We start from the raw sequence: 13,597 nt of genomic DNA, 5'->3' as shown, positions 1-13,597 counted from the left end.
TGGTCATTGACGCGAGCCGCGTCTGCCGCGCCGACGAAGTTGCGCTGACGCGCTCAGCTGGAGATTTTTCGATAGACCGCCGCGGCGCGGCGCAGCAGCCGGCTCTTGCGCTTCCGCTCGTGGACGCGCTGGTGCTTGGCCTTGCGCTCGTGGGCGCGCTGCGCGGGTGCATCGACACTCTCGAGCAAACCGCGACGCACCTCGTCGTCGTTCAATTCACCGAGCAGTTGTTGGCCCTTGCGCAGATGCTTCAGGATGATCCGCCATGACGCGTATTCGTCGGGGGGCAAGCCGCCCTCCGAGAACTCGATGGCGTAGCGCAGCCGCTTGCTGGCGAGACGGACGCGGTGCCGCTTGTTCTTGCCCATCCCTTGCAGCCCGCGGCTCTTCTGGCACAGCTTGCCATGCCACCGCGCCAGCCGTCGCGCGTGAAAGACCGACACCGGCACGGCGCGCCGTTGCGCGGCACGGGGATCCTGCCGCGTGGTCCAGGGGCCGCTGCCGACCCAGTCCCACATGCCATCGAACCACTGCCAGTAGCGGTCGCTTTGCAACGCCTCCCTGAGGGCGTCGAACGCATCGGTTCGCGCCGTCTGGAGCATGCGTTCTTCGGGCAAGCCCTTGCTGTTCTCGATCGCGACGTCGAGGTCGCGCGTTGCGCCGAGATGTGCGCTCAGCCATTTCAGTTCTGATTTCAGTCGCGTCCACTCGCTATCCGCCACCATCGGGCCGTAGAACGCGATCGCGGCTTTCAGCCGTGTCAGTGCAATGCGGGTCTGATGGAGCGCGGCCGGATCGCCGGAACTCAAGGCCTCGTGATTGGTCGCGACTTCTTCGAGGCATTCGGACAGGATCAGGCGAAAGGCGGTCTCGCAACGCATGGCTTCGCTGAGATGGCGTGCCCGCTTCGGGCGGACAACGCGCTCCCTGTCCAGACTTGCCGCTAACGTCATGACACTCTCGTGACCCCGCTAGGGCCGCAACGCGGCTCCCGGATGCAAAGACTTCCCGTTTGATCGACATCGATCAAGGGTTTTCTGCCGAGCTGCAGCGCAACGATCGGGCGGCGGGATCAAAATGTCGCAGTTGCGCCGATGGGAAGGGCTTGTTCCGGCCGAGCCGTGCTGTTTGGGTGAGTGCGGGGTTCTGAGGCCGCCGGACGCAAATGACGGCTCTCCGCCGATAGCCGGATATTTCGTGCACGAAATATCTTGATATTTCGCGTACGAAATATATAACGACGTTATGAAAGCGGAACATCGGCTGATCTTTCTTCTGACCGTGGCCTATCGCCGGTTGCAGCGCGCCATCGATCAGGAGACGGCCGCCCACGATCTGACCTCGGCCCAGGCCGGCGTGCTGTTCTCTCTCGGGCGCAATGACGGCGCGCTGATCGGCGACGTCTCGCAGGCGCTCGACATCGTGCCGTCGGCGATGAGCGGGCTCGCCGACCGGATGGAACGTGCAGGCCTCGTGAAGCGCCGGCGCGATGGCGAGGATGGGCGCAGCCAGCGGCTCTATCTGACCGCGGCGGGGCAGGAGCTCGGCAAACGCGCCGCAACGCGGACGAGGGTGATCAACAACCGTCTGATGGACGGGTTCTCGGACGCTGAAATCGATGTGGTGGCGCGTTGGCTGACCAGCCTGCAAGACAAGTTTCCGAAAGACAAGGACAGCTAGAGCGTCTTCAAGCGAAGTGGGGACCGGTTCGCGTGAAGAAGACGGGTCAAACAGGAAGCAAGCAACAGGAGTGAAGCATGAGTGAAGTGGTCGTAGCGCTGGACGGCGGTGTCCTCACCGTGACGATGGCGCGCCCGGACAAGAAGAACGCGATCACCAATGCGATGTATGGCGCGATGGCCGACGCGCTCGAGCGCGCTGAGGGCGATTCCGCGATCCGCGCCGTGCTGCTGCAGGGCGACGGCGACAGCTTTACCGCGGGCAACGATCTCGCCGACTTCGCGGCGGTGTCGCGCGGCGTGCAGGGCGAGCGCCACGTGACGCGCTTCCTCGCCGCCCTGGCCAAGGCGGCGCGGCCGCTTATTGCCGCCGTGCAGGGCAATGCGGTCGGCATCGGCACCACCATGCTGCTGCATTGCGACCTCGTCTATCTCGCGCCGACCGCGCGGCTGATCACGCCGTTCGTCAATCTGGCGCTGGTGCCGGAGGCGGCTTCGACCTATCTGCTGCCGCAGCGCGTCGGCTATGCGCGGGCCTATGCGATGTTCGCGCTCGGCGAACCGGTCGAGGCGGAGACTGCGGTCTCGATCGGCCTCGCCAACGCGGTCGTGCCGCTTGCGGAGCTGCGCGCCAAGGCGCGCGCGGCGGCGGACGCGCTGGCGAAGCGGCCGTTCGGCTCGCTTCAGCATACCAAGGCGCTGATGCGCGACCCCGCCAGGATCAGCGCGCAAATGGCGCGCGAGGGTGAAATCTTCCAGGAACGGCTGATGAGCGCGGAAGCACGCGAGGCCTTTGCCGCCTTTGCCGAGCGCCGCCAGCCCGATTTCTCCAAGATTGCCGGCTAGGCCCGGAGCGTGGGCCGCCACGCAAGGGCGGCCCCCTTGCTTTGGGGTTGACGGCTTCGCCGGCTTCGAACATCTGCTGTCGGGGCATGGCGCAACCCGGCGAGGCGAGGCATGAGCGACAGTCACACGCTGCGCGGCGACGGAATCGCCGCGACCATTTTGGCGCAGGGCGCCGAATTGTCGTCGCTCGGAAATGCCGAGGGCACCGAACTGTTGTGGCAGGCCGGTCCGCAATGGCCGCGCCATGCTCCCATCCTGTTCCCGATCGTCGGCCGGTTGAAGAACGATACGCTGCGCCACAACGGCAAGACCTATCCGATGACGCAGCACGGCTTCGCGCGGGATCGCCGCTTTGCCTGGGCGGAGCAGGGGCCGCGATCCTGCAAGCTCGCGCTCACCGACGATGCCGAGACGCGTGCGCGCTATCCCTTCGCGTTCAGGCTCGAGGTCACCTATAGCGTTGATGGCGCCGATCTCGATGTCGCCTTCGACATCGTCAACACCGGCGCCGAGACGCTACCGGCTTCGCTCGGCGGTCATCCCGCCTTCAACTGGCCGCTGCACCTTCGAGAAGGATGAGCAGGCGCCGATCCGGCGGCTGACGGAAGGACTGATGCGGCCGCAGGCCGAGCCGAGTCCGATCAAGGGCAGAGTGCTGGCGTTGTCGGAGCAGTTGTTCGATGACGACGCCATGATCCTCGATCAGGTTGCGAGCGCATCGGTTCGCCTTGCTGCTGCGGAGGGGCCCGCGATCGAGGTGTCGTGGCGCGGCTTTCGCGAACTCGGCATCTGGTCGAAGCTCGGCGGCGCGGCGTTCCTTTGCATCGAGCCGTGGCACGGCTTTGCCAGCCCGGTCGAATTCGACGGCGAGTTCGCCGGCAAGCCCGGCCTCATGCACATCGCGCCGGGCGCGCGGCAGTCACTGGGCTATCGCATTCGCGTGAGCTGACGAAGCACAGGTCAATGGGCGCGGGGGCTGAGCGCACTGGTGATCGCGCCGACCGATGGCGGGTTCTCGTTCGCCCAGGCCTCATGCGCGGCCAGGTCGCGGTAATGCTCGGCCATGCGCAGCAGCCGCTCGCGGATGCCGCCGTCTTCTTCGCCCTTGGCCTGATCGGTCAATTGTGCGGCGCGTTCGAGAAGCGTTTTCGGATCGATCACGACAAGCTCCAAATCCGGTTTTCGCCAAGCGGACAACTGTTACAGGCAAGCACAGTTCCTGCCATGGTTTGATGACGGCGCATTCAGAGCTGGAACACGCCGAGTCCCGTCATCACATCGCGCCTGGTGCGCTCGGTGATCTCGCGCGCTTTTCGGGTTCCGCGTCTGATCACGTCGACGACGTAGTTGCGATCGGTCGCCAGCTCGGCGCGCCGGACCCGGATCGGTGCGATCAGGGCTTGCAGGATGTCCTCCAGCCGCCGCTTGACGGCTGCGTCGCCGAGACCGCCGCGCCGATAGCGCGCCTTCAATGCCTCGACGGCGTCGTGATCGTCATCGAACGCGTCGAGATAGCTGAAGACGACATTGCCCTCGATCTTACCGGGGTCGGCGACGCGCAGATGATCGGGATCGGTGAACATCGCACGCACCGCGGCCGAGATGTCACCGGGCGAGGCCGAGAGAGCGATCGCATTGCCGGCGGACTTGCTCATCTTGGCGCGCCCGTCGACGCCCGGCAGCCGCCCCGCGCGCGGTATGACGGCAACCGCCTCCTGCAGGAGCGCACGACCGGCGAGCGCGTTGACGCGCCTGACGATCTCGTTGGTCTGCTCGATCAGGGGAGCCTGGTCGTCGCCGACCGGCACGACGGTGGCCCGAAACGCGGTGATGTCGGCGGCCTGCGCCACCGGGTAGCACAGGAAGCCCGCCGGGATGTCGCGTCCGAATCCGCGGGCGCGGATCTCCTCCTTGATAGTGGGATTGCGCTCCAGCCGTGCGACGGTGACGAGGCTGAGATAGAGCATCGACAATTCCGCGAGCGCCGGAAGCTGCGACTGCAGGCAGATCGAGGTTCGTTCGGGATCGATGCCGACGGCGAGATAGTCCAGCGCGACCTCGATGACGTTGCCGCGGACCTTGCCGATGTCGTGCGCGTTGTCGGTCAGCGCCTGCATGTCGGCGAGCAGCAGGAACTGCTCGTGACTGTCCTGAAACGCGAGGCGGCTTCTGAGCGAGCCGACGTAATGGCCGAGATGCAGCGGCCCGGTGGTGCGGTCGCCGGTGAGGATAATCGGTTTGGTCACGGCTTGTCTCCATTCGGTGGAATGGGGACACCGCATGCGGGCCGGATGAAGTGAAAGAAAAAGGCCGCCCAATGCGGCGGCCCCGAAATGCATAAACGCGTTCGGCCCGCCTGTCAGTCGGCGAGCCACCAGAGATTGGCGATCAGGATCGAGCGGTTCATGGGTGAGGCCTAAGGCAATCAAGCGATCCGGTCAAGACGGCATAGCCAGGGTGCGTTTTCATAAAGTCGGTTGCTGCGAGCCAGCCACCTGACGTCTGCCTTCAACAGCGGCGCGGGAGCGGACAACGCGGCACCTCGCCTTCGGGCCAGGAGCGGAAATTGCCGAGTGCCCGGCGTTCATGGACTCGGAGTAGCCAAGGTCGATACCGAAACGCTCCTTTATTGCGCGCACTGGACCGACGCGCCGATGCGGTGCGCGTCGGTCAGCGGTGTACTGCGCTCGATTCGGCGACCTGACGGCTGTCGTTGCGCAGCCTGCCGGCGAGCTCTGTAAGTGAGCTTTCCGCTGGTTGCGCGTGGGGTGCCGGGTCAAGATTATCGATGCCGGTCGCCACTACCGAGACGCGGACGATACCCTCCAGGCTTTCATCAAACGATGCGCCAATGATGATGTTGGCGTCCTGGTCGGCCTCGTCGCGAATGCGAGTAGCAGCTTCGTCGACCTCGAATAACATCAGGTCCTTGCCGCCAGTAATGGAAATGATGAGGCCGCTGGCACGCTTGATCGAGGGGTCCTCGATCAATGGATTTGAAATCGCGGCTACGGCGGCGGTGACCACGCGGTTTGCGCCGGAAGCCTCGCCTCTGCCCATCATGGCCTTGCCCTTCTCCCGCATTACGGCGAGAACGTCGGCAAAATCGAGGTTGATCAGACCTTCCTTGACTATGAGGTCGCTGATGCAGGCCACACCCGAATAAAGCACCTGATCGGCCAACACGAAAGCATTGGAGAACGTGGTCTTTTCGTTAGCCACCCGGAATAGGTTCTGGTTTGGGATGATCAGCAGAGTATCTACCACCTTCAGTAGTTCCGCGATGCCGGCCTCGGCAAGGCGCATGCGGCGCTGGCCCTCGAAGTGGAATGGCTTTGTGACTACACCGATGGTGAGAATGCCAAGCTCGCGCGCGGTCTTGGCGATAATGGGCGCTGCGCCGGTGCCCGTACCGCCGCCCATGCCGGCAGTAACGAACACCATGTGTGCGCCGGTCAAAGAATCGCGGATCGCGTCGATCGTTTCTTCGGCTGCGGCGCGCCCCACTTCAGGATGCGAGCCAGCGCCAAGACCTTCCGTCACCCGCGTGCCCATCTGGATGAGTCGCTCGGCCTTCGACATGGTAAGCGCCTGTGCATCGGTATTGGCGACGATGAAGTCGACGCCTTGCAGCCCGGCCGCGATCATGTTGTTGACTGCATTGCCACCGGCGCCGCCGACCCCAAACACGGTAATGCGCGCCTTCATCTCGCAAATATCGGTCATTCTTGCCTCACAATTGCTCTGCCGAGCTGGGGAATGAGAGCTATACACCAGGATTTTGCTCCTAAAGTGAGCGCGGCAAGCGCAGTCGCTTAGCGAGCGACGAGCGGCCACTGGCGAGATTTTCAGGCGCGCACCTGGCGCGGCATGTCAGCGGCATGTCAGCGTCTTGGCGGACACTGGCTGTTCCTGGAACGAACCGAGCGGCAATCGGCTGATGATGACCAGGCTATGAGGTTAGGCTAGGCCGCGATGGTTAACGAATTCCTAACGGGCGAGCAGCGGTCATAATTCCGCGCCGCCGCGGTGTCCGATTTGGGCCGAAAGCAGTCGTTTGCACTTTAGTCCTTGTCGAGCTCTCCGATATGACGCTGGGCATATAGCTCGAGGCCGATCCTCGCGACGAGTTCGATCTGGGTTTCCAGAAAATCGATATGCTCTTCCTCATCGTGCATGAGTTGCTCAAACATATCCCGTGTCACGTAGTCCTTGACCTGATGGCACTGGGTCGCAGCTTCAGCGTAGAGGGAGTACGCCGACAATTCGGCTTGCAAGTCGCTATCGAGCACGGCCTTCACGGTCTTCCCGATATGGAGGGATTCCAGCGTCTGCATATTGGGAGATCCATCGAGGAAGATGATGCGTTCGATGAGCTTGTCTGCGTGTTGCATTTCTTCAATCGATTCCTTGCGCCACGCCTTGGCCAGCATCTTGTAGGCCCAATTGTCGAGGAGGCGGTAGTGCAGCCAGTACTGGTTCACGGCGGTGAGCTCGTGGCGCAGCGCTTTGTTGAGGTGTTCGATAACGTCCTTATCGCCCTTCATGCTCCGCTCCTTTTCGCGGGTGCCACCGGGATCGATTGGTTGTGTGGGCGCCTGGACTTGATGTTTGGCCGACGCCATGGAGAGCTTAGAGCGTCAGAGCTTTCGGTTCGAGCAGTTTTGGGGCATCTACCGCTCGCCGTGAGCGGCGACGCAAGGAAAGGGGCGCCTGCGTTGACTTGCTCGCCGTTCGACGCACATGAGAGGTTAACCTCCGCGCCGCGACTTCAAGAAAGCGTTGGGAGGTAGAACAGGGGAGTTTTTTGGCCATGATCGAGAGGATAAGCGCGCTCACGCTGGGCACCCGTGACATGCCACGAGCTGTCCGATTCTACCGAGCCCTGGGCTTTGAGGTCCTGCATGGCGGCGAATGGTCGTCGTTCACTAGCTTTCGAGCAGATCCGAGCTACCTCAACCTCATCGACCAACCTGCCGAACGACGCTGGTCCTGGCGAGGTCGGGTCATCTTCTACGTCACCGATGTTGACGTACTTTACGAACGCGCGCTCGCGGTGGGTTACCAGCCGGCGACTGTGCCCCGCGATGCCGAATGGGGGTGAGCGCTTCTTCCACCTAGCTGACCCCGACGGCCACGAACTCAGTTTCGCTCGCCCATCTTGGTCCCGATCCCGCTCGCCGTTGGCACGCCCTGGCATGGGCTTTCGAAATACTCCCGGACCCGATTCTCACGCGCAATCAGGTGGAGCTGATGGAGATCGATACCGTGTCGTCGCCTGGCCTTGTCGAACTTGCGATTTCGCCGCAGCCGGTTGAGGCAATACTCCAAAAGATGCTGTCAAAGTGCGGATGACGGGGACTCATCGGTTGGATCCGCTTCAGATGGCTGGTTCGCGCGCTACCATTACAGGACGCGGTGGCTTATCCGCCGTTCGACGGAGGCAATATGGCTGTGCGCCGTCGGCAGCTGCAGATAGTTCGGGGGCAACCGACCTTGGGGTCACGAACGACAAAACTCAAAGTAACGCGTGCGCTTTCGGGCGCATCGCGACCAAAGCGCTCCTTGGCGGGGCTTTTTGAGCCGCCTGCGCCAGAACAGGAAGGTCCGATCCGTACCATCGAGCCGACATTGTGATGGTTGAAGCGACCTTCGGTTCGGGCCAAGCCCCGGCTCATGCGATGCACAACAGGAGACCGAGATTCGTTCATGCGTCATGTTCCTGCCAGGACGCGATTGGGCGTCACCAAGTCCGCGTTGAACCGTCATCGATCCAGCGGGGACTAACCATTCAGCGCGGCTGGTCCGACCGCAAGCGGGACCAGACCGCGAAGCTGCCGCAGCCGAATGCCCTATATGGACCCTCTCCATGTCCGACACCCATGTCCGCGATCCCTCGTGGAAAACCGATTTAATCTGGCACTATTTCCACTCCGTCACGACGGCGGCCAAGGCACCCACCGCCTATCGCAAATTCTACAGCAATCAGGACGCCGGCGACGAATTGGACAGCCGCCATCGCGTCTATGAAATGCTGGTGGATGAACAGCTGCACACCCTTCCCACCCTGGCGGCGACCGCTGACGCGTCGATGCAAAACTACAAGAAGAGCAAGCTGCCTTGGAACCAGAACAATGACGGTTTCCTCAAGGCAGTGAACAATGAATATTGGTGCGGTTCGATCATCAAGATCGTGTTTGTCCGCTACATGGGCTGGAAAATGGCCGAGCCGACCGGACGCGACCAGGTGAGCGCGGGCCGCGATCCCGGCAAAGCGGTGGATTGGACAATCAAGAATCTCGAAAACAAGGTACCGGTGCGGGCTTCCCTCGGCGGCGCCCATTATGTGGGCATCGTCGGCCACCGCACATCGGGAGTCGACGGCAAGATCACCGAGTTTCTGTGCCTCGACCCGTGGGCCTATGGCATCGACGGGGGCAATCGGGACATGAAATATGCCGGTACAAAGACCGCCTTTCTCGGGATCAGCAAACGCGACGGCGCGATATGGACCTATAGCAACAAGACCGTCGCCTTCGTCGAACGGCCATCCTAGAGCGCTTTCGAGCGAAGTGGATACCGGTTCGCGTGAAGAAAACGCGTCAAAACAAGCATCGAGAGCCCGTTCCGATTCCATCGGAACGGGAAGAGCTCTGGGAAATCATGTCCGGCCGGCGGCGCCGGAACGCCCGCCAGGACCCGGACGCAGACGTTCCGAGAATGTGCGACCAGTCTCTATGCGCTCCGCCTGAGCTCAGCAATTATGAGGCTTTCAAGCTCCTTGACGGCTTCTTCTTCAGTAATGCCGCTAACGAGCGCCACTTCTCCGGACAGGCGTTCGACTGCCGCAGCGTACAGCTGTCGTTCGCTGTAGCTCTGCTCGGAATTGACCGCGGGCCGATACAGATCGCGCATGACCTCCGCGATAGCGACAATATTGCCCGAATTGATCTTGCTTTCGTATTCTTGAGCAAGTCGGGACCAATTACCCCGCGCCTTGTGCGGCGCCTGCCCCAGGATTCGTCGCATGTGCTCGATGGCAACGGGATCGGACAGTCGACGCATTCCGGCGTTTGCCGCCTTCCTCGTCGGAACGCGTAGCGTCATCTTGCTCTTCGCGAAATAGACGACAAAGAACTCGAGGCAAGCCCCGGCCACTGTCTGTTCCTCAATCGCTACAATTTGGCCGACGCCGTGCGCAGGGTATACGATCAAGTCCGTTGCCCTAAATCCAAAGCGTGTCTCGCCGTCCTGGCCCTCATTGGTTTTGTCGGCGGAGGTCACTGATGCTGAATGTGTGCGGTTCGAATAACTCGATCTGGTCTGATTATAGAAATTCATTTCGCGACAAGCTCCATGGCTTCTGGAATTGGCTCATGGCAATTCCAGCTCTGATCAATCACGCGTCTGAAACAAACTGCCGGGCTGGAAATGATTCATGTTGCCCGATCTGATCCCCAACAAATAAGCCGCGAGCGCGTGGGCCGCCACGAGAATGACGCCTCCAATGTCCATTCCCTTCAATCGCTGTGGCTTCTTGGCAACGCGTTCCCAGTCGGCGAAATCAATCGTTCCGTGCCCATGAAACGAACATTTGCCAAACCCAGGCGACGGGACACCGGAGCAATCGGTGGAACCGGCAGGGATGCACACGTCTGCGACGCGCGATGACAAGCTCGTCGCCAGCTACCTTGCCATCGTTCAAGGCGTATCGATCAGGCTATGGCTGCGCGCTCCGATGTTCGCTTCCGGAGAATAAGCGGACATCGCGAAGCCACGTTGAAATCGGTCGAGAATGACCCGAAGCGACCTTAAGTTCTGCCCTGGTTTGGACTAACAGCAGGCCATTGAAACGCTGCAAGCGCATCTTCAGCGAGTTGAAGACATCGTCGTGAAAACATGCGCTCCGTCCAGACGGAACGCAGAGCGGTTTCGGCTGCTTCGCGGGTTGCCGCTGGATAGCGCGCCAGCAATTCCGTCACGAGCTCCTCAAACTGTGCGCCCTTTGGCTCTTTCGGCAAGGAACCGAACGACAACGGATACTCGGGGTTACGATCCACATCGTAGTAGGCTTCGTATCGTGGGTCGTCACTCATCACACTGGAAACGACGCCGACCTCGAATGAAACTTCTCGTCTCCAGCCATACCCCAATACGCGCCACCAGTATTCCAAGACTTCAAGTTCTACGACTGTTGTCGATAGCCCGGCGTGACAGCAACCGATGTTAGGGGGTTCACCATAATGCAGACCCCCGTGGCAGATAGCAGTTGCCACATCGGGATCGTCTTTGAAGTAGGGCTGTGAAATCGCCAATCGGAACTGACGCCCGCAGCATTGACATGCGGCGAGAACCAGCGCCGCCTCACGCGCATAAAAATTCGCAACCGCGTCCGGTTTGAAAGGCCCATAGCGCGGAACTGCGAACTCATCAAACCATGATGGTTCTTCCTTAATTCGGCTGCGTATGTCGGCATAGTCTGTATACACTGGGGCCTCAAGAGCGTTTGCGGACGCGCCTAGGATAGCAGAGCTTCGCAGCCTTAGGTTGATGAGGTCCGCTCCAATGAAGAGCTTGCAGGCGATTTCAGTTACTAAGTGATGAACCAAGGGGCGCGACGGCTGAGGTCAGCTTTTGGCCCAAAACCGACATGCCGTGGTCACCCGGCAATGTCCGGTTTTAGAGGGCGGAGCCGACATGGCGGATTTACGAGTCCGCGTCCTAGTTGAACGCCATGCCGCCGCTCATCGCGATGGTCTGTCCGGTCATGTAGGGATTGTTGACCAGCAGCATCACGGCCTGCGCGACCTCCTCGGCGGTGCCGAAACGGCCCATCGGAATGCGGCTGACCAGCTCGCTTTGTCCCTTCATCATGTCGGTCTCGATCAGCGAGGGCGCGACGGCATTGACGGTGATGCCCTCCTTGACGAGGCGTGCGGCATAGCCGCGGGTCAGGCCCTCCATGGCCGCCTTGGACGCGTTGTAATGCGGCCCGATCGAGCCGGCGCCGCGCGCGGCGCCGGAGGAGATGTTGACGATGCGGCCCCATTTCCGGGTGCGCATCATCGGCAGCACCGCCTGCGTGCACAGGAACGCCGATTTGAGATTGACCGTGATGGTGCGGTCGAAATCCTCTTCGGTGAGGTCGTCGACACCCCTGACGATGGCGATGCCGGCATTGTTGACGAGGATGTCGACCGGGCCGAGCTCCGATTTGGCGCGCTCGAGCAGCGTGGCGACCGCGGCCGCTTCCGAGACGTCGCCGGCGATCGCGACGGCGCGGCCGCCGGCGGCGGTGATGCCCTTCGCCAGCGTCTCCGCCGCGGCCGAGCGTTCACGGTAGTTGATGGCGATGGCGGCGCCGGCATCCGCCAGCATCTTGACGATCGCCGCACCAATGCCGCGCGATCCGCCGGTCACCAGCGCCACATGTCCGTGCAGACTGCTTGTTGTCATCTGGTCACCCTGTTCGACGTATGCTCGCAGGCTCGCAAACGGGAAGGCTAGGCGCAATGCAACTCTGCTCAAATCTGCGTTGCGGGGGCGCCGCGCGGCGAAAAACCGGCTTCCGGGGCCGGAATCGGCCTTGCGTCCGGCCCGGGCCGGCGGCAATGGTTGGGGCATCACTTCTTGGCCCACCCACGAGAGATCGATGAGCAAACTGATTGTCCGCGCCGGCGAGTTCACCTTTGACGCCCGTTTCGAGGAGCAGCTCGCGCCGAAGACGGTCGCCGCGTTCCGCAAGGCGATGCCGTTCGAGAGCCAGGCGATCCACGTGCGCTGGAGCGGCGAGGGCGTCTGGATGCCGCTCGGCGATCTCGACTTCGGCGTGTCCTACGAGAACCACACCAGCTATCCGGCGCCGGGCCAGATCATCCTCTATCCGGGCGGCATCAGTGAGACCGAGATCCTGCTCGCCTATGGCGGCGTGCATTTCGCCAGCAAGATGGGCCAGCTCGCCGGCAATCATTTCATCACGCTGACCTCGGGGCTGGAGAACCTCACCGCGTTCGGCAAGACCGTGTTGTGGAAGGGCGCGCAGAACATCCGCTTCGAGGAAATCTGATGTGACCGAGGCCCGCTATCCGCGCGATCTCCGCGGCTATGGCCGCAATCCGCCCGATCCGAAATGGCCCGACGCGGCGCGCATCGCCGTGCAATTCGTGGTCAATTTCGAGGAGGGCGGGGAGAACAACGTCCTGCACGGTGATCGCGCCTCGGAAGCGTTCCTGTCCGACGTGCTCGGCGCGCAGCCCTGGGTCGGCCAGCGGCACGCCAATATCGAAACGATGTTCGAATATGGCTCGCGCGCCGGCTTCTGGCGGCTGTGGCGGATATTCACCGCGCGGAAGCTGCCGGCCACGGTGTTCGGCGTCGCGATGGCGCTGAAGCGCAATCCGGACGTCGTCGCCGCGATGCAGGAGGCGGGCTGGGACATCGCGAGCCACAGCCTGCGCTGGGTCGAGCACAAGGACATGTCGGAGGACGAGGAGCGTGAGGAGATCGCGCGCGCCATCGCCGTGCACACCGAAGCCACCGGCGCGCGGCCGCTCGGCTGGTACACCGGCCGCTCCTCGATCAACACGATGCGGCTTTTGATGGAGGCGGGCGGCCTGCGCTATCTCTGCGATTCCTATGCCGACGATCTGCCGTACTGGATCAAGGCAGCCGGCACCGAGCCGCATCTCGTGATCCCCTATACGCTCGATGCCAACGACATGCGCTTCATCAACGCGCAGGGTTTTGGCGGCGGCGAGGAGTTCTACACCTATTTGAAAGACAGTTTCGACGTGCTCTACGCCGAAGGCGCGACGTCACCGAAGATGATGTCGATCGGCCTGCATTGCCGAGTGGTCGGGCGTCCGGGCCGCGCCGCCGCGCTGATGCGCTTCCTCGACTATATCGGGAAGCACGAGCACGTCTGGGTGCCGACCCGGCTTCAGATCGCCGAGCACTGGCACGCCAATCTCAGGCATCTCGCCGAAGACGCGTTCGAGATCACCTAGCGCGGTTCCGCGTCCACCGATCCAACGCGATATCCCGCGCATCCGAGTTGCATCGGGTGAATTGCT

The 13,597-nt window shown here is 62.3% G+C and carries 13 protein-coding genes and 2 pseudogenes; 7 read left to right on the top strand and 8 right to left on the bottom strand.

What is annotated here, in order from left to right; translation table 11 throughout:
* Window positions 1–53 precede the first annotated feature (53 nt).
* A complete protein-coding gene (locus E2I15_RS11365) occupies window positions 54–953 on the bottom strand; it encodes a CHAD domain-containing protein (protein ID WP_246667940.1) in 900 nt (299 codons plus the stop codon).
* 292 nt (window positions 954–1,245) lie between these two features.
* Between E2I15_RS11365 and E2I15_RS11360 the strand changes: the two genes are divergently transcribed.
* From E2I15_RS11360 to E2I15_RS11350, 3 genes and pseudogenes are all read left to right on the top strand, one after another.
* On the top strand, window positions 1,246–1,680 hold the full coding sequence (locus E2I15_RS11360; RefSeq protein WP_016843070.1) for a MarR family winged helix-turn-helix transcriptional regulator: 435 nt from the start codon (window positions 1,246–1,248) through the stop codon (window positions 1,678–1,680).
* A 77-nt stretch (window positions 1,681–1,757) separates the two neighbouring features.
* The gene (locus tag E2I15_RS11355) at window positions 1,758–2,525 is read left to right on the top strand and encodes an enoyl-CoA hydratase-related protein (RefSeq protein ID WP_137477201.1); all 768 of its coding nucleotides are present in this window, start codon (window positions 1,758–1,760) and stop codon (window positions 2,523–2,525) included.
* A gap of 111 nt (window positions 2,526–2,636) precedes the next feature.
* A pseudogene (locus E2I15_RS11350) lies at window positions 2,637–3,474 on the top strand (aldose 1-epimerase family protein).
* A gap of 11 nt (window positions 3,475–3,485) precedes the next feature.
* On the opposite strand, the gene E2I15_RS11345 reads toward E2I15_RS11350, so the two are convergent.
* From E2I15_RS11345 to bfr, 4 genes are all read right to left on the bottom strand, one after another.
* Window positions 3,486–3,686: a hypothetical protein gene (locus E2I15_RS11345; RefSeq protein ID WP_137477200.1), complete on the bottom strand. Its 201-nt coding sequence runs from the start codon at window positions 3,684–3,686 to the stop codon at window positions 3,486–3,488.
* A gap of 83 nt (window positions 3,687–3,769) precedes the next feature.
* A complete protein-coding gene (gene trpS, locus E2I15_RS11340) occupies window positions 3,770–4,771 on the bottom strand; it encodes a tryptophan--tRNA ligase (protein ID WP_137477199.1) in 1,002 nt (333 codons plus the stop codon).
* 424 nt (window positions 4,772–5,195) lie between these two features.
* Window positions 5,196–6,251, bottom strand: coding sequence for a cell division protein FtsZ (gene ftsZ / locus E2I15_RS11335; RefSeq protein WP_016843076.1), 1,056 nt, complete (start codon window positions 6,249–6,251; stop codon window positions 5,196–5,198).
* Between the two features lie 338 nt (window positions 6,252–6,589).
* Entirely contained in the window at window positions 6,590–7,072 is a 483-nt protein-coding gene (gene bfr / locus E2I15_RS11330; protein ID WP_137477198.1) for a bacterioferritin, read from the bottom strand.
* A 266-nt stretch (window positions 7,073–7,338) separates the two neighbouring features.
* Between bfr and E2I15_RS11325 the strand changes: the two are divergent.
* Window positions 7,339–7,684, top strand: a pseudogene (locus tag E2I15_RS11325) (VOC family protein); the annotation flags it as partial.
* Between the two features lie 710 nt (window positions 7,685–8,394).
* The gene (locus E2I15_RS11320; protein WP_137477197.1) at window positions 8,395–9,081 is read left to right on the top strand and encodes a hypothetical protein; all 687 of its coding nucleotides are present in this window, start codon (window positions 8,395–8,397) and stop codon (window positions 9,079–9,081) included.
* A gap of 179 nt (window positions 9,082–9,260) precedes the next feature.
* On the opposite strand, the gene E2I15_RS11315 is transcribed toward E2I15_RS11320, so the two are convergent.
* The 3 genes from E2I15_RS11315 to E2I15_RS11305 all read right to left on the bottom strand — a co-directional run bounded on the left by E2I15_RS11315 (window position 9,261) and on the right by E2I15_RS11305 (window position 11,981).
* A complete protein-coding gene (locus tag E2I15_RS11315; protein ID WP_137477196.1) occupies window positions 9,261–9,866 on the bottom strand; it encodes a CarD family transcriptional regulator in 606 nt (201 codons plus the stop codon).
* Between the two features lie 470 nt (window positions 9,867–10,336).
* Complete coding sequence (locus tag E2I15_RS11310) at window positions 10,337–11,014, bottom strand: hypothetical protein (protein WP_137477194.1); 678 nt, start codon at window positions 11,012–11,014, stop codon at window positions 10,337–10,339.
* Between the two features lie 232 nt (window positions 11,015–11,246).
* On the bottom strand, window positions 11,247–11,981 hold the full coding sequence (locus E2I15_RS11305) for an SDR family NAD(P)-dependent oxidoreductase (RefSeq protein WP_137477193.1): 735 nt from the start codon (window positions 11,979–11,981) through the stop codon (window positions 11,247–11,249).
* 196 nt (window positions 11,982–12,177) lie between these two features.
* Here E2I15_RS11305 and E2I15_RS11300 point away from each other — a divergent pair, with 196 nt between their 5' ends.
* Both E2I15_RS11300 and puuE read left to right on the top strand, forming a co-directional pair.
* On the top strand, window positions 12,178–12,591 hold the full coding sequence (locus E2I15_RS11300) for a DUF3830 family protein (protein ID WP_016843084.1): 414 nt from the start codon (window positions 12,178–12,180) through the stop codon (window positions 12,589–12,591).
* Window position 12,592: 1 nt separating this feature from the next.
* Window positions 12,593–13,531, top strand: coding sequence for an allantoinase PuuE (puuE, locus tag E2I15_RS11295; protein ID WP_137477192.1), 939 nt, complete (start codon window positions 12,593–12,595; stop codon window positions 13,529–13,531).
* Window positions 13,532–13,597 lie beyond the last annotated feature (66 nt).

It is taken from the genome of Bradyrhizobium sp. BR2003 (assembly GCF_009720285.1).
Lineage (GTDB): Bacteria > Pseudomonadota > Alphaproteobacteria > Rhizobiales > Xanthobacteraceae > Bradyrhizobium > Bradyrhizobium elkanii.
This window is presented reverse-complemented; position numbering and strand designations above follow the sequence as displayed.